The sequence below is a fragment of the Glycomyces lechevalierae genome (genome assembly GCF_027622945.1).
GTDB lineage: Bacteria > Actinomycetota > Actinomycetes > Mycobacteriales > Micromonosporaceae > Glycomyces > Glycomyces rutgersensis.
On sequence record NZ_JAPZVQ010000010.1, the window covers coordinates 70,791 to 86,258 of the forward strand.

At 71.6% G+C, this 15,468-nt stretch carries 12 protein-coding genes; 3 read left to right on the plus strand and 9 right to left on the minus strand.

From position 1 onward, the window contains the following. Positions 1 to 155: 155 nt before the first annotated feature. The 3 genes from O2L01_RS16380 to O2L01_RS16390 all read right to left on the minus strand — a co-directional run bounded on the left by O2L01_RS16380 (position 156) and on the right by O2L01_RS16390 (position 4,808). Entirely contained in the window at positions 156 to 776 is a 621-nt protein-coding gene (locus tag O2L01_RS16380) for an MBL fold metallo-hydrolase (RefSeq protein WP_270123050.1), read from the minus strand. Between the two features lie 397 nt (positions 777 to 1,173). Continuing rightward, positions 1,174 to 2,997, minus strand: a complete 1,824-nt coding sequence (locus tag O2L01_RS16385; RefSeq protein WP_270123159.1) for an ABC transporter ATP-binding protein — start codon at positions 2,995 to 2,997, stop codon at positions 1,174 to 1,176. Between the two features lie 2 nt (positions 2,998 to 2,999). Continuing rightward, positions 3,000 to 4,808 carry an ABC transporter ATP-binding protein gene (locus tag O2L01_RS16390; protein ID WP_270123051.1) on the minus strand — a complete coding sequence of 603 codons (1,809 nt, stop codon included), beginning with the start codon at positions 4,806 to 4,808 and terminating at the stop codon, positions 3,000 to 3,002. 93 nt (positions 4,809 to 4,901) lie between these two features. Between O2L01_RS16390 and O2L01_RS16395 the strand changes: the two genes are divergently transcribed. Then, the gene (locus O2L01_RS16395; protein WP_270123052.1) at positions 4,902 to 5,693 is read left to right on the plus strand and encodes a TetR/AcrR family transcriptional regulator; all 792 of its coding nucleotides are present in this window, start codon (positions 4,902 to 4,904) and stop codon (positions 5,691 to 5,693) included. Positions 5,694 to 5,756: 63 nt separating this feature from the next. Beyond that, the gene (locus O2L01_RS16400; RefSeq protein WP_270123053.1) at positions 5,757 to 6,377 is read left to right on the plus strand and encodes a VOC family protein; all 621 of its coding nucleotides are present in this window, start codon (positions 5,757 to 5,759) and stop codon (positions 6,375 to 6,377) included. A 46-nt stretch (positions 6,378 to 6,423) separates the two neighbouring features. Here O2L01_RS16400 and O2L01_RS16405 read toward each other — a convergent pair whose 3' ends face one another. The 3 genes from O2L01_RS16405 to O2L01_RS16415 all read right to left on the minus strand — a co-directional run bounded on the left by O2L01_RS16405 (position 6,424) and on the right by O2L01_RS16415 (position 9,008). After that, positions 6,424 to 7,371 carry an intradiol ring-cleavage dioxygenase gene (locus O2L01_RS16405; protein ID WP_270123054.1) on the minus strand — a complete coding sequence of 316 codons (948 nt, stop codon included), beginning with the start codon at positions 7,369 to 7,371 and terminating at the stop codon, positions 6,424 to 6,426. Between the two features lie 107 nt (positions 7,372 to 7,478). After that, positions 7,479 to 8,309: a class I SAM-dependent methyltransferase gene (locus O2L01_RS16410; protein WP_270123055.1), complete on the minus strand. Its 831-nt coding sequence runs from the start codon at positions 8,307 to 8,309 to the stop codon at positions 7,479 to 7,481. Positions 8,310 to 8,354: 45 nt separating this feature from the next. Then, positions 8,355 to 9,008, minus strand: coding sequence for a GNAT family N-acetyltransferase (locus O2L01_RS16415; protein ID WP_270123056.1), 654 nt, complete (start codon positions 9,006 to 9,008; stop codon positions 8,355 to 8,357). 168 nt (positions 9,009 to 9,176) lie between these two features. Between O2L01_RS16415 and O2L01_RS16420 the strand changes: the two genes are divergently transcribed. Next, entirely contained in the window at positions 9,177 to 9,758 is a 582-nt protein-coding gene (locus tag O2L01_RS16420) for a DNA-3-methyladenine glycosylase I (protein WP_374727688.1), read from the plus strand. Positions 9,759 to 9,797: 39 nt separating this feature from the next. Here the strand turns inward: O2L01_RS16420 and O2L01_RS16425 are convergent, their stop codons facing one another. The 3 genes from O2L01_RS16425 to O2L01_RS16435 form a co-directional block, all read right to left on the minus strand. Next, positions 9,798 to 13,052 carry a phosphodiester glycosidase family protein gene (locus O2L01_RS16425; RefSeq protein ID WP_270123058.1) on the minus strand — a complete coding sequence of 1,085 codons (3,255 nt, stop codon included), beginning with the start codon at positions 13,050 to 13,052 and terminating at the stop codon, positions 9,798 to 9,800. Positions 13,053 to 13,167: 115 nt separating this feature from the next. Then, the gene (locus O2L01_RS16430) at positions 13,168 to 14,289 is read right to left on the minus strand and encodes a low temperature requirement protein A (protein ID WP_270123059.1); all 1,122 of its coding nucleotides are present in this window, start codon (positions 14,287 to 14,289) and stop codon (positions 13,168 to 13,170) included. Positions 14,290 to 14,344: 55 nt separating this feature from the next. Then, the gene (locus tag O2L01_RS16435; protein ID WP_270123060.1) at positions 14,345 to 15,373 is read right to left on the minus strand and encodes a LacI family DNA-binding transcriptional regulator; all 1,029 of its coding nucleotides are present in this window, start codon (positions 15,371 to 15,373) and stop codon (positions 14,345 to 14,347) included. Positions 15,374 to 15,468: the final 95 nt, after the last annotated feature.

Below are 15,468 nucleotides of genomic sequence, written 5' to 3' on the forward strand. Positions count from 1 at the left end.
CTTGGGTTTGCGTCGGCCTTGGGTTTGCCACGGAACGCGGGCACGCCACAGATCGAGTCGAGGCGGTATTTCGCGCCCCCGATCACAAGGGTGGCTTGGGGGTACGACGTTTTCAGGCTTCGAGCGGGGCTCTGGAAGCCATTGTGGGCGGTGTCTCAGATGGTGGTGGGATTCCCGTCGGCGATGCGCTGGTACGGCTCGCCGATGAGGTTGGCGAGGTTGCGGTCGACGATGGTGATGCCGTCCTTGCTGAGGATCGCGTCGTGGATCGGGTGCACGACCGGGGCGTCGATCTCGCGGATGAAGTCGACGGCCTCGGCGAGCTTCATCCACGGAGCCGAGACCGGTGCGAGCAGGACCCGCACAGGCTCGTCGGGGACCGTGAACGAGTCGCCCGGGTGGAAGACGCCGTCCACGAGGTAGCCGACGTTGGACACCGCCGGGATGTCCGGGTGGACCACGGCGTGCTGCCGACCGATGACCTTGACCTCGGTGCCCGCCACGGGGATCGCGTCGCCCGCGCTGACCGCCGTGAACGGGAGGTGCCCCAGGACGTTCGAGAGCGATTCCGGCCCGTAGATCCGCGTCTCGGGCTCGTCCTCGAGGAGCCGCCGCAGCTCCGGGTCGTTGCAGTGGTCGGCGTGCTGGTGGGTGATGAACACGGCGTCGACCCCGTCGAGCGCGGCGGGGTCGGAGAAGACGCCTGGGTCGATCACGAAAGAGCCGCCGTCGAGGTCGAACCGGACGCAGGAGTGGCCGAACTTGGTGAGTCGCATGCCCTCACCGTAGAACGCCTCCCGGCTCGGGAGTCCGACCTCTCGGAAAAAGCGCGATGCTGCTCGTGGGCGTGGGCGTGGGCGTGGGCGTGGGCGTGGGCGTGGGCGTGGGTGGCGGACCATGGCCGGCGGATTTATCGTGGGCCGTGGGCCGTGGGCCGTGGGCCGTGGGCCGTGGGCCGTGGGCCGTGGGCCGTGGGCCGTGGGCCGTGGGCCGTGGGCCGTGACGGCGGGCCGTGGGGCGCGCTCCGTTGTGACACGCGGTCAGACGCACGCTGGCGGCCCCATGCGCCGCCTCGGATACGGCCGGTGGGCCAGGGCGAATACGCCTTGGCCCACCGGTTTGCGGGTCCTGGTTTCCTGGCCTTGCCCGCTGCGGTTTCGGTCCGCCTCGCCCTCAGGCTCCGGCGGGTTCCTCCTCTACCGCGGGTTGTGCGAACTGGGCCTCGTACAGGCGGGCGTAGGCGCCGCCGGAGGCGAGGAGTTCGTCGTGGTCGCCCTGTTCGACGACGCGGCCGTGCTCCATCACCACGATCACGTCGGCGTCGCGGATCGTCGAGAGGCGGTGGGCGATCACGAAACTCGTGCGGCCCTGCCGCAGCGCGATCATGCCCTGCTGCACGAGCATCTCGGTCCGGGTGTCGACCGAGCTCGTGGCCTCGTCGAGGATCAGGATCGACGGGTCGATGAGGAACGCCCGCGCGATCGTGATGAGCTGGCGCTCACCGGCGCTCAGGCTGCCCTCCTCGGCGCCGACCACCGTGTCGTAGCCGTCCGGGAGCGTCCGGATGAAGTGGTCCGCGTGCGCCGCCGAAGCGGCCTCGACCACCTCGTCGCGGGTGGCCTCCGGCCTGCCGTACGCGATGTTCTCGGCGATCGTCCCGTCGAACAGCCACGTGTCCTGCAGGACCATGCCGATGCGCCGCCGCATCCGCTCCCGCTCGACCGTCGAGACGTCCACGCCGTCCACGGTGATCCGCCCCGCGTCCAGGTCGTAGAAGCGCATGAGCAGGTTGACCAGCGTGGTCTTGCCCGCGCCCGTCGGGCCGACGATCGCCACCGTCTGGCCCGGCTCGGCCGAGAGCCAGAGGTTCTCGATGAGCGGCTCGTCCGGCAGGTACCGGAACGAGACGTCCTCGAACGCCACGCGGCCCTCCACCCGCGCCAGCGCGTCGTCGACGGCGACCGGGTCGGGGGACTGCTCATCGGCGTCGAGCAGCTCGAAGACCCGCTCGCCCGAGGCCACCGCGGACTGCACCTGGCCGAACAGGGCCGCCAGCATGTTCAGCGGGTTCTGGAACTGGCCCGTGTACTGGATGAACGCCTGGATCTGGCCGAAGGTGAGCGCCCCCGCCGCGACCTGGAGTCCGCCGGCGACGGCCACGAGCACGTACGTGAACCACCCGAGGAACATCATGGCCGGGCCCAGAAGCCCCGACACCCATTGCGCCCGCACGGTGTTCTCGTACAGCTCTTCGTTGTGGCGCTTGAACACCGCGGCGCCCTCGTCGCGCCGGCCGAAGAGGGTCACCAGCTGGTGCCCGGTGATCATCTCCTCGACGTGCCCGTTGAGCTTGCCCGTGGTCGCCCACTGCTTCACGAACCGCGGCTGGCTGCGCTTGCCGATCAGGCGCGTCGCGAGGAGCGTGAGCGGCAGCGTCACCACCACGATCACCGTGAGCACCGGCGAGATCGTGAGCATCATGATCGGCACGCCGACGATGAACAGGACGCCCTGCACGATCCGCTGCGTCACCTGTCCGACGGTCTGCGTCAGGTTGTCGATGTCGTTGGTGACCCGCGACAGCACTTCGCCGCGCGGCCGGGCGTCGAAGTACGACAACGGGAGGGACGCGATCTTCCGGTCGGCCTCCTCGCGGAGCTCGAAGGCCATGTGCTGCGCCATCTTCGCGATGGTGCGCCCGTTGTGGACCGTGATCACGAACGTCACCAGCGCGATCCCGAGCGCGATGCCGAGGGTCCTGGCGAGCGCGCCGAAGTCGACGCCGCCCGCGGCCGAGCCGCGGATCACGAGGTCGGTGGCGTCGCCGAGGATCGTGGGGATGGCGAGCATGCCGCACACCATGAGGGCGCCGAAGCCGAGCACCGAGGCCAGCCGGAACCGGTCGCGCTGGATGAGCGCGACGATGCGGCGCGAGGTGCCGCGGAAGTCGTCCGCCTTCTTCATGGCCGGGCCGCCGCCCATGCCGGGTCCGCGCATGGTCACAGCGCCTCCTGGAGGGTGAGTTGGGAGTTGACGATCTCGGCGTACACGGGGTTGGTCTCCAGCAGCTGGTCGTGGGTGCCGGTGCCGACGACGCGGCCGGCGTCGAGGACGACGATGCGGTCCGCGTCGCGGATCGTCGAGATCCGCTGGGCGACGATCACCTGCGCCGCGTCGGCGATCTCGGTCGCGAGCGCCGCCCGCAGGGCCGCGTCCGTCGCGGTGTCGAGCGCGGAGAAGGAGTCGTCGAACAGGTAGATCCGGGGGTTCGCGACGAGCGTGCGCGCGATGGCGAGGCGCTGGCGCTGGCCGCCCGAGACGGTGGTGCCGCCCTGGCCGATGACGGTGTCGAGGCCGTCGGACATGGCCCGGACGAAGTCGGCGGCCTGCGCGGTCTCGAGCGCGCGCCACAGGGTCTTGTCGTCGGCGTCCGGGTTGCCGTACCGCAGGTTCGAGGCGATGGTGCCCGAGAAGAGGTAGGCGCGCTGGGGGACGAGGCCGACGGTCCTCGCGATGAGGGCGCGGTCCATGTCGCGGACGTCGACGCCGTCGATGCGGATCGCGCCTTCGTCGACGTCGAACAGCCGCGGGATGAGGTTGAGGAGGGTGGTCTTGCCGGCGCCGGTGGAGCCGATGATCGCGGTGGTCTCGCCGGGCCGGGCAATGAGGTCGACGCCGCGCAGGACGGCGGCCTCGGCTCCTTGGTACCGGAAGGCGACGCCCTTGAGGTCGAGTTCGCCGCGGCCGGGCAGCTCGTGGACGGCGTTCTCGGGGTCCGTGATGGAGGGGGCGGTGTCGAGGACCTCGCGGATGCGCCCGGCGGCGACCTTCGCGCGCGGGGTCATCATGAAGACGCCCATGGACATCATGACCGAGCCGAGGATGAGCCCGGCGTAGGAGATGAACGCGATGAGGTCGCCGATCTGCATGGAGCCGTCCGCGATGAACTGGGCGCCGAACCACACGAGGGCGATCGAGGTGACGTTGCCGAAGATCATGGCGGTGGCGCCGAAGAACGCCTGGACGCGGCCGACGCGCAGGGCGGCGTCGGTGAGCTCGGCGTTGGCCTCGCTGAAGCGGTCCTGCTCGTGGTCGTCGCGCACGAACGCGCGGATGACGCGGATGCCGGTGATGTGCTCGCGCATGACCTGGTTGATCGAGTCGATGCGCCGCTGCATGACGCGGCTGGCGGGGACCATCGAGATGACGATGAAGTAGATCGCGATCGCCATGAACGGGATCGCGCCGAGGAGCACGCCCGTCATCGGCACGTCGAGGGTGAGCGCGAGCGAGAGGCCGACGACCGCGGTGATCGGGGCGGTGATGAACATCGTGAGCCCGAAGACCAGGAGGGTGACGACCTGGGTGACGTCGTTGGTGGTGCGGGTGATGAGCGAGGGCGCGCCGAAGTGGTCCATCTCGGCGGCGGAGAAGCGCTGCACCTGGGCGAAGAGGTCGGCGCGGAGGTCGCGGCCGAGTCCCATGGCGGCGCGGGCGCCGAAGTAGACCGCGAGGGCGGTGGCGGTGAGCTGGAGGACGGTGACGCCGAGCATGAAGCCGCCGTGGCGCATCACGTAGGCGGTGTCCCCGGTGGCGACGCCGTTGTTGATCAGGTCCGCGTTGAGGGTGGGGATGTAGAGCGAGGCGAGGGTCTGGGCGATCTGGAAGGCGATCGTGAGGAGGAGCAGAGTGCGATGGGGGCGCAGGTAATCGGCGAGGAGGCGGAGGATCGACGCCTCCGGTGAGGCCTCCTCGCCGGCGTGCGGCGCGGTCTTGCGCGGGGTGTGGGCGGGACGGTTTCCTGTCATGTCGACGAGGATAGCAGTGTATTTTGACCCGGTACAACTTTTTTCCGGGAACAAATTTTGGCCGGGTCAACTTCGCTTTGGTACAGTTGACGCATGGAACCACGCAGCGGCCTGCGCGAGCGCAAGAAGAACGCCATGTGGGGACGGTTGAAGGCGACCGCCCTCCAGATGTTCGAGGAGCGCGGCTACGAGAACGTGTCCGTGGCGGAGATCGCCGCCGCGGCGGACGTCTCGAAGGCGACGGTCTTCAACTACTTCCCGAGCAAGGAAGACCTCGTCATCGGGGGCATGAAGCACCACATCGGCGACGCCGCCCGCGTCGTTCGCGAGCGCGCCCGCGGCAAGACCCCGCACGCGGCCCTGCGCGACCGCTTCGTCGACCTCCTCGAGCACCGCGCCCCGCAGACCGGCCTCAGCGACAAGCCGCTGTTCCTCCAAGTGCAGCGCCTCATCCAGACCACGCCGTCCCTGCTGATCAGCGCCATGGACTACCGGCGGCAGTCCGCGGTGCTCCTGGCGCAGGAGCTCATGGAGGAGGGCAACGCCCCCCTGACCTCCCGCCTCGTCGCCTCCCAGGTCCTGCACACCCAGCACATCCTCGTCGAGGTCAACGTCCGAGAAATCCTGGAGGGCAAGCCCGTGCACGAGGTGTACCTGCGGGCCCTCTCGGCGGCGCACCACGCGTTCGGGCTGCTGGAGAACGGCATCGGCGACCTCATGCGCCGCGACACCGACCCGCCCGCCGCGGATGCGGGCTTCACGCCCGAAGGCTGCCGCATCGGCTACGAACCGGGCCGCGCCGAGGCCGAAGAGGCACTGGAGCGCGCGATCGAGGTCCAAGGGGACGAGATGGTGCGGGCCCTCACCGACCCCGGGCGTCGCTGATCCGACCCGGCCGCCGCGCGACACCCGTTACGCCAGTGGCGCACGGTGACTAAACTGCGGCCTATGTCCTCACTCGACCACCTCGTTCTCGCCACGCCCGACCTCGCCGCCACGGTCGCCGAGATCACCCGTCTGACCGGCACCCGGCCGGTCCCCGGCGGCGTGCACCCCGGCCTGGGCACGAGGAACTTCCTGCTCGGCCTCGGCGAGGGCGGCTATCTCGAGATCATCGGCCCCGACCCCGAGCAGGGCGACCCGGAGGCGCCGCGCCCCTTCGGGATCGACGGCCTCTCCGAGGCCCGCATCGCGACCTGGGCCGTCCGGGTCGACGGCATCGAGGCCGCCGTCGCGGCCTCCCGCGAGGCCGGCTACGACCCCGGCGAGCCGCACGCGATGTCGCGCCGGACCCCGAACGGGCAGCAGCTCTCCTGGCAGCTCACGCTCGACGTCGCGCGCGGCCAGACCGGGCTCGTCCCGTTCCTCATCGACTGGGGCGAGGCCGCGCACCCGTCCGTGAACCTGCCGGTCGTGCCGCTCGTCTCCCTCGAAGCCGTGCACCCGCACCCCGAGCGGATCGAGCCGCACCTCGCGGCCGTCGGCGCGAAACTCCCCGTCAAGGCCGGGAACCGGCCCTCCCTGGTGGCCACCGTCTTCGGCGCGACCGGACTCGTCGTCCTGCACTGAACGCAAAGCGAAGGCCGCTCCCTACTCGGGAGCGGCCTTTCGCGCTCTAGCCCTGATCCGACGGCGGCTCGCCCGACGGCATCTCGCCCGGGGCTCCGCCGCCGCCGGAAGGCGCGGCGCCCCCGCCGCCCGCCTCGGTCGACGTGTCCACACCCACCGGCAGGGACACGGTGAACCCGCTCGACACGTCCCCGGACACCGCCGGGAGCTGCGAGGCCCCGCCGTCGTCGCTGAACACGTTGTCCGTGTCCAGCGCGACCTTCCCCAGGTTCTCGACCGACTGCTCGTACCCCTCCTCGGCGTACACCAGCTCGCAGGTCTCCTGCGGCAGCGCCACCTGCGAGGTCGCGATCGCGTTGGCGGCGTCCGTGATCGACGCCTCGTCCGGGTACACCTCGAAGTGGATGTGCGGCCAGCGCCCGTCGTAGCAGGCCGGGAAGACGCTCGTGAACGTCACGACCCCGTCCGCGTCGGCGACCTGCACGCCCCGCAGGTAGTTCTCGTCCTCCAGGCCCTCGGAGTACATCGAGTACCCGCCGTCCCGGTTGCAGTGCCACACGTACACGGCGACGCCCTCGAAGCGGGCGTTGCCGTTCGCCATGTCGTAGACCGTGAGCTCGAGCGTCATCGGCACGCCCTCGGCGGTCGTGGTGCTCGAGCCGAAGCTCGACCGGATGTCGCTGCGCACCACGCCGCTCTGCTCGAGCACGTCCGCGCCGTTGGAGCCGTCGCCCGGGTACGGGCCCGCGGTCTCCTCGGGGATCTCGGTGAGATCCGTCGCGTCGGCGGCCGCGGTGCCGCCTGAATCGGTCGCCTCCGCTTCGCCCGTGCCGCACGCCGCGAGGCCCGCCACCGCGACGCCCGCCCCGGCGAACAGCACGCCGCGCCGGCTCAGGAGCGTCCCGATGTCGAATTGGAGGCCTTGGTCGACCAGTTCTTCGTCCTGCTTCGCGTACGGACGGCCTTCGTACGTCGGCGTCTGCTTCGTTCTCACCGTGTGCCCCTCTCTTGCGGTTCGTCCGCCGAATACTGCTGGCGAAACCACGGACGGGCCTGGGAGCAATGTCAGAGGAATGTCGGAGAAACGGGGCAGACCGGCCTCTAAGCGGGCCGGGACGCCTTCAGCGAGTACATGAGCGGCAGGCGCGGGCGCCCCGCCGGGTACCGGAAGTACCCGTCCTCGCCCCGGACGAGGTCCGGGAACTGCTGGAACACCGTCACCTCGTGCTCGTGCAGGAACTCGAGCCGCAGCCCGGCCGCGCAGATCGCGGAGACGATGTCGCCCAGCGTGTGGAGGCGGGCGAAGCTGAGGTTGTCGATCGTCTCGGCCTGCAGGTCGACGTACGAGCCCGGCTCGTCCGTCACCAGCGGGTCGGGGCGGAAGTAGTCCTCCCGGGCCTCGGTCGGCGCCTCCCATTTGAAGACGTTGAGGAACGGGTGGAACTCGGCGAGGTACAGGAACCCTCCCGGCGCGACCAGCGACGCGGCCGTCTCGGCCCAGCGCCGGATGTCCGGCAGCCAGTAGAGCGCCCCGATGCCCGTGTAGACGATGTCGTAGTCCGCGTCCGGGAGGGCCGCGGCGGCGTCGTACACGTCCGAGACCACGAACTCGGCGCGGTCGGCGAGCCCGATGTCCGCCGCCAGGCCCCGCGCCACGTCGATCGCGGGCTTGGAGAAGTCCAGGCCCACGACCTTCGCGGCGCCGCGCCGCGCCCACGAGAGCGTGTCCTGGCCCATGTGGCACTGCAGGTGCACGAGCCGCTTGCCGGTCACGTCGCCGACCTCGGCCGCCTCGAACGAGCGGATCTCGTCGCGCCCGGCGCGGAAACCGTTCTGGTCGTACAGCTCACTCTCGGCGTGCAGCGGGACGCGCTCGTCCCACATCGCGCGGTTGGCCTCGATCCACTCGGGCTGTGCTGATCCGTCCGTCATGGGCTTCAGCTTGGCAGCGGGACCCATGCGCGGCAATCGTTTTACTCAAACCCGCTTGCTGCGCGCGCCTGGGAAGTCCGAGACGAACGACCAGCCCAGGTGTTCGTAGAGCGCCCGGCCCTCGTCGCTCCCGACGAGGAGCCCGAACCGCATGCCCTGCGCGTAGGCGCTGGTCGAGAGCGCGCGCATCATGAGCGAGCCGAGGCCGCGGCGCTGGTGGAGCGGGGCGGTGACGACCTTGTCGAAGACGCCGAACTCGCCGTCGCGGCCGAGGCGGGCGGAGGCGGCGTGGTCGCCGTTGCGGTGGAAGACGCGGGCGACGGTGAGCGAGCCGTCGGTTTCGAGGAGCAGCCGGTAGTCCGCGGGCACCGCACAGGGCTCCTGGGCGAACGCGACGGTCATGAGGTGGCCGCCCTCGTCCATCGTCCAGGTCGACGGCACGATCGAGGCGAGGAGCGCGGAGGGCCCGGCGATCATGACCTGGTTGCCGGGTTCGTCGAGGCGCGCGGCGGTCGCGGCCAGGGACTCGGCGGTGTAGGTGTGGAAGACCTCGCGGACCTCGGCGCTGGGCGGGCCGACGGCGACCCGGAAGCCGCCTTCGACCGGCTCGGGCCGGGCGGTGATCCGGGAGTGGGCGCGGCCGCGGCCCCAGGCCATGACGAGGTCGGGGAGGGCGTGGCCGGTGGGGGCGAGGGACATCGGGGCTCCTTCGGTGGGGGACTCGCACGAGTCTATTGCAAGTATCTTGCAATAAGCGATCGGTCGCGCGGGAGCGGGGTCGGGGGAAGTGTCGGTGGCGGCGCGTACGCTCGGGGCGGTTCGCACGAGGGACGGGAGTGCACGGTGAGCGATGCGGGTGACGACGGCCTGAGTGGCGATGGCCCGGTTGACGACGGCCTGGTGCGGTGCCCCTGGGGCGTCGCGCCCCAGATCTACCGCGACTACCACGACCAGGAGTGGGGCCGCCCCGTGCACGGGGACGACGCCCTGTTCGAGCGGGTCAGCCTGGAGGCCTTCCAGTCCGGCCTGTCCTGGCTGGTGATCCTGCGCAAGCGCGAGGCCTTCCGGAAGGCCTTCGCGGGCTTCGCGATCGCGAAGGTCGCCGCGTTCACCGAGGCCGACGCCGAACGGCTCCTCGGCGACGAGGGCATCGTGCGCAACCGCATGAAGATCGACGCGACCATCGCGAACGCCAAGGCCGCCGCCGCGCTCGCCGACACCGCCGACGGCGGCCTCAGCGACCTCGTGTGGTCCTTCGCGCCCGAGCGGCGCGAGCGCCCGAAGCTCATCGACGACGTTCCCGCGGTGACCCCCGAGTCGACCGCGCTCTCCAAGGCGCTCAAGAAGCGCGGCTTCAAGTTCGTCGGTCCGACCACGGCCTACGCGATGATGCGGGCCGTCGGGATGGTCGACGACCACCTCGCCGACTGCCATGTGCCCCGACGCTGAAGGCCCGGACGGCACCGCCGCCCGGGCCCTTCGCCGTCCTCAACCGATGGCGGCCGTGTCCGTCGCCGCGACGTCGTTGACGGTGGCGGTCAGCTCCACGGTGCCGGCGCGCCAGGCCCGCAGCTCGCGGGTCTGCGGGTCGAACCAGGCGTCGTAGCGCCACCAGGCCAGCGGGCCGGGCGGCCGCTCGCCGATGTAGACGTTCGAGCCGGACCAGGCCACGCCCATCGGGTAGACCACCGGGATTCGCGAACCGCCTTGGGCCAGTGCGGCTTCGACGGTGACGACCTCGCCCGGGGCGAGGTCCGGCACGTCCACGGTCAACTCGTCCACCTGCGGGCGGACCTGCGCGGTGAGCCAGTCCCCACCGGAGGCGCCGAGACCGAACTCGGTCCAGCCGATGAAGCCGCCGTCCCTGGGCGTGCTCGACGGGGCCTTGCCGGAGTTGCCGTTCACCCAGTACGAGACGCCGTCCACTCGGGACGCGTCGAAGTACCCGGCGTGCGCGCCGATGTACACCGCCTCCTTGCCGCTGCCGGTCTCGAAGGCGGTGAGCCACTGCTCGACCACCTCGGCCTCGAGCCGGTCCCCGAGCTGGCTCGCCTGCTGCGGGCTCTTGTCGTTCGTGGGCACGTGCGCGACGACCGCGACCGAGTCGATGCCGGGGTCCGCGGCGGCCGCGTCGAGGGCGTCCCGCAGCATGCGGACCTGCTCCCAGCCGCCTTTCGCGATCGTCAGCCCCGAGGTGTCGAGGGTGACGAACCTGGTGCCGTTCCGGTCGAAGGTCCGGAACGCCGGCCCGAACACCGCCGACCAGTCCGACACCTTGCAGCCCATGGCCTCGTGGTTGCCCGGCACGTACACCCAGTCGAGTTCGCCGCCGAGCTCCTCGTCCAGGATCCGCTCGGCCAGCGCCAAGTCGTCGCTCTCGCATTCGTCGACGAGGTCGCCGTTGACGAGCAGGAGTTCCGCGCCGGAGTCCTTGATCTCACGGAGCGTGCGGCGGGCCGAGGCGACGATCGCGCTGTCGGGGTTCTCGGCGGTGAACTGCGCGTCCGACATGACCGCGAACGTCCAGTCGGCGCCGTCGAGGTCGCCGGCGACGAGCGGGTCGGCCGCGGGTTCGGCGGTCGGGATCGCGACCTCCGGGGCGGTGGAGGCGACGAGGTCGCTGATGGTGACCGAGCCCTGGTAGGAGGCGGTCGCGCGGGTCTCGGCGACGTAGAAGCGGTACACGGAGACGGGGTAGGCCACGCCGGCCGGCACGTCGAACTCGAGCCGGGTCCAGCCCGGCTCGGTCAGGTAGTCGCCGCGGAGCACCACGTCGGTCCCGTTGGCGTCCTTGAGATGCAGCGACGGCCACTCGCCGTGGCCATCGCCCTTGGCCCACAGCCCGAACCGCTGCGGCTGGCCCGCGACCGGGATGCCCGCGGGCGGCTTCGCGTAGGCGGCGCGGGTCGCGGTGGACTGGGTGAAGTCGTAGGTCAGGGCGAGGCCCGCCCCGTCGTGGCCGTCGGCGGGCGCCATCGAGCCGGTCGCGCGGGCCGTCGAGAACGTCCACTGTGCGGCGTCGCCGAAGTCCGCGACGGGTTGTTCCTCAAGGCCGACGGTGACGGCGAGCGCGGTGGTGCGCCCGGCGACGGTGAGCTCGACGGTCCCGGAACCCGCGGCCTTCGCGGTGATCGTGAAGCCGCCCAGGCCGTCCGGTGCGATCGCGTAGAGGTCGTCGTCGTACGTGATGTCGATGTCGCCCGGGTCGATGGGCGCGGTGAAGCCCTGCGCGTCGGCGCCGATGAGCTGGAACGGCGCGCTGGCGCCGATGTCCGCTAGGGACACGAGCCGGCGGGACGGTTCGAGTGCGGCGAGCGGGCCGAGGACCTGGAGCGCCGTGGTGCCTTCCGCGCCGCCGTCCTTGACGGTGACCGTGGCGGTGCCGGAGCGGTTGCGGGCGTGGAAGACGCCGTCGTCGTCGACCCAGCCGAGCCGGGACGGCGAGGTCCGCCAGTGCGGGTCGGCCGCCGCGGGCCCGTATGCGTCGTCGAACGCGGCCGCGTCGAGCGGCCTGGTCAGGCCCGGGAAGACCCGGTCGTAGTCGGCGCCGTCGATCGCGCCGGGGCTGAACGGCGCCTGCGGGGCGAGCGCGAACCCGGCCGGTTCGCCGTCGCCCGCGGGGACGGTGAACGCGAGGCCGTTGCCGACGGCGCGTTCCGTCGCGTCCGAAGGGCTGTTGACGGTGACGAGGTCGTTCGTGCCCGGCGCGCGGGCGATGAGGGTGGAGGAGCCGCCGCCGTCGAGGTTGAGGGCGCTGTGCGCGCCCATCGCGAGGAGCTGCTCGGCGGTCTCTTCGAGGGTGTAGCCGCCGCTGGCGGCCTGGCGGCCGTCGACGGTGAGGACGTAGAGCGTGCGGCCGTCCTCGGCGACGCCGACGGCGGTGCGCGGGTGGCGGGCCTGGTCGGCGTGCGGCACGACCTCGCCGTCCTGGAGGAGGATCTGGCGGCCGGAGACGGCGGTCTCGGGGAGGTCGCCTTGGGGGACGGCGGCGTAGTCGACGGCGACCTCGTCGCCGATCTGCAACTGCGCGAGCGCCTGCGCGCCGGCCTCGCGGCCGAAGAGCACCGTGGCGTCCGCGGCGATCGGACCCGCTTGGGGCGCATCGGTGACGGCCGCGACGACACCGTCCACGACGGTGACCTCGGTGAGGGCCGTCGCGCCGTCGGCGACTCGGGCGCGGCTCGCCTCGCCCCATGCGGCGTCGTACACGCCGATGCTGTCGGCGGGCAGCGCGGTGACGTTGAGGCCGTAGAGGTCGAGCGCGCCGGTGCCGGTCGTCGCCGTGCCGGCGAAGCCGATCGACTGGATCGCGGCGGTGCCGTCGGCGTCGAACCCGATCACGTTCGACGATCCGGCGGCGGCCGACTTGACGAGCTCGCCGTCCGCGATGGCGACGCCCTCGGCGCCGCCGGTGTCGTTGATGTCGAAGAAGTCCGCGTTGAAGGCCAGCACCGCGCCGTCCACGCCGGCGAGCTGGTCGCGGACGGGCGCGGTGGCGGCGACCGAGCCGGGGGAGAGGTATTCGGGGCGCACGTCGGCGTGGAGGTCGATCGTGGCGGCGTCACCGCGGATCCAGCCCTGGTCCTCCCAGCGGTCGAAGGACTCGAGGGCGATGCCGGGGGCGACGGTGGAAGCGCCGGCGGCGACGTCGATGGCGTCACCCTCCGGGGCTTGGGCGTTCGCGGGCGGGGCGGCGAGCGTCGCGGCGAGGACGGCCGCGGCGATCCAGGGGGTCGTGCGCACGATGGGACCTGGCCTTCGGGGAGTGCGGTGCAGGGTCCTCCACAATCTCCCATGAAAATCAGCTACACAGATAGTCCTCGATATGAAAATTTTCGCCGAATTCTGCGGGAACCGCTCACGCCTCGGCGGGGCGGCGGTGGAAGGAGAGGACGAACCCGCCGGTGGCGGCGGCGAGGACGAGCACCGTGAACACCGCTGCGAGCCCGGCTCCCAAGGCGGCCACGGCGAGCGGCGCCGCGACGAGCAGCAGGCTCCACCAGGCGCGGTGGGCGAGGGCGCACAGGGTCAGGCAGAGCGCGAGCGCGCCGCACAGGAGCCAGCGGTGCAGGTCCGGCAGCGGGTCGGTGGCGTGCTCGGCGGCCGTGCCGAGCCCGAACGCGATGAGGGTGACCGAGACGGCCACGACCAGGTGCGCGGGGAGCAGCACGCGCGGAGTGGTGGCGTTCTCCTCGTCGAAGCCGTACCGGAAGTTCAGCCACCACAGTCCGATGAGGAGCGCGAATCCGGCGAGGCCGATGCCCACCTGGCTCCAGCCCCATTCGACCTCGGAGATCGCGGTCACGAGCTGGAGCACGGCCTCGCCGAGGACGATGATGATGAACAGCCCCAGGCGCTCGCCCAGGTGGGTGCCGTCCGTCGACCGCAGTTCCACGGCGGGCACGGGGTTGCGGCCGCGCTGGGCGTGGCGCTCGATGCGGGCCTGGAACTCCTGCAGCCGCGCCGGGTCCTTCATGTCGTCGACGATGCCCGAGGCGAGTGTCAGCGCCACGCCGAACGCCCACAGGGCCAGCAGGTACTTCGGTTCGTCGGTGAACCAGAAGGCGATGATGAACGGCATCAGGCCCGCGTTGCGCTGCACCGCGGACCAGCCTATGACGAGGCGGCCGGTTCGCGTGATCCCTTGCGAGGCGACGCCGCTGGTGTAGATGTAGGCCGCGCCGAAGACCGCCGCGTGCGCGCCGGTGGCCTGGGGGATCGCGGCGGCCATCGCCGCGAGGCCGAGCATGCCCAGCAGCATCGTCCGGTTGCGGGTGCGGTCGGACGCCACGTTGGCGTACACGGTGAACGAGCTCCACACGAGCCAGATCGCGGCGTACAGGATGAAGAACGCCGCCACGTCGAGGCCGTCGGGATGCTCCAGCAGGTGCGTCAGCTGGGCCACGGCCGCGACGACCACGAGGTCGAAGAACAGCTCGAGCCAGGTGGCGTGGCGGGGGACGGTCGTCTGCTCGGTCACGAACGGAAAACCTACTCCTGTCCCGCTCGCGGGACGCGGCGGAGGCCGCCCCCGTTCACCCCGCGGACGCGGTGGAACCCCTCACGACGACCCGGCACTGGACGGTGTGGACGCCGCGGCCGTGCTCGTCGTCGATGGCCTCGAACAGGGCCCGCGCGGCGGCGCGGCCCAGCTCCTCCAGGTTCATGTCCACACTGGTCAGTTGGGGCCGGGCGCCGGTGGCGAGCACGTCCCAGTTGTCGAAGCCCATGACGGCCACGTCCTCGGGGACGCGGCGGCCGCGTTCGCGCAGCGTGTCGAGCACGCCCCGGGCGACCTGGTCGGAGCCGCACAGTACCGCGTCCACGTCCGGCTCGCGGTCGAGGAGCATCCCGGCCGCCGCGCGGCCCCAGCCCTCTTCCCAAGCGCCGTAAGCGACTTCACCGACGAGCGAGAGTCCGGCGGCCTCGAGGGCCGCCTCGGCGCCCGCCGCGCGGTCGCGCGCGGCGCTGTACTCGCGGTCGCCGCTGATGTGCGCGATCCTGGTGCGGCCGCAGGCGATCAGGTGCTCGACGGCCATCCGGCCGGCGTTCACGTTGTCCGGCACGATCGAGAGGTCCTCGGGCGCTTCCGAAGGCGCGTAGGCGTACACGACCGGCACGTCCACCGCGTCGGCCAGCGGCGGCCGCGGGTTCGTGGAGGAGCCCACCACGATGAGGCCGTCCACGCGGCGGCTGAGCAGGGCCTGCACATGGTGGCGCTCGCGGATCGCGTCGCCGCGCGCGTCGCACAGGAACACCGAGACCTGGCCGGCGCCGAACGCGTCCTCCGCGCCCATGAGGATGGGGAGGCTGAAGCGGCCCACCAGGTCCGAGGTGAGGAGCCCGACGGTGCCGGTGCGCCCGGCGAGGAGGCCCCGGGCCAGGGAGTTGGGGGAGAAGGAGAGCTGCGCGGCCGCCTCCAGGACCCGCTCGCGGGTCTGGGCGTGCACGTGGTTGCGGCCGTTGAGCGCCTTGGACGCCGTCGCCACCGAGACGCCCGCCAGGCGGGCCACATCGGACAGTGTGGCGGCGCGCGTGCCGCGCGGTGCGGGGGTTCGGGCCACTCGTCCTCCTTCAGCCGGAGCCCGGACCGGGACCGCCGTCGCGGCGGCCGGATTTCCTCCGGGCTGGATCGACTGTAGCCGACCGGCCGAAACTT

Bases quoted from the DNA above. Each gene is read 5' to 3' on its own strand.
- O2L01_RS16400 (WP_270123053.1), top strand. From the start codon at position 5,757: ATGTCCTCACTCGACCACCTCGTTCTCGCCACGCCCGACCTCGCCGCC.
- O2L01_RS16380 (WP_270123050.1), bottom strand. From the start codon at position 776: ATGCGACTCACCAAGTTCGGCCACTCCTGCGTCCGGTTCGACCTCGAC.
- O2L01_RS16410 (WP_270123055.1), bottom strand. From the start codon at position 8,309: ATGACGGACGGATCAGCACAGCCCGAGTGGATCGAGGCCAACCGCGCG.
- O2L01_RS16395 (WP_270123052.1), top strand. From the start codon at position 4,902: ATGGAACCACGCAGCGGCCTGCGCGAGCGCAAGAAGAACGCCATGTGG.
- O2L01_RS16415 (WP_270123056.1), bottom strand. From the start codon at position 9,008: ATGTCCCTCGCCCCCACCGGCCACGCCCTCCCCGACCTCGTCATGGCC.
- O2L01_RS16390 (WP_270123051.1), bottom strand. From the start codon at position 4,808: ATGACAGGAAACCGTCCCGCCCACACCCCGCGCAAGACCGCGCCGCAC.
- O2L01_RS16385 (WP_270123159.1), bottom strand. From the start codon at position 2,997: ATGCGCGGACCCGGCATGGGCGGCGGCCCGGCCATGAAGAAGGCGGAC.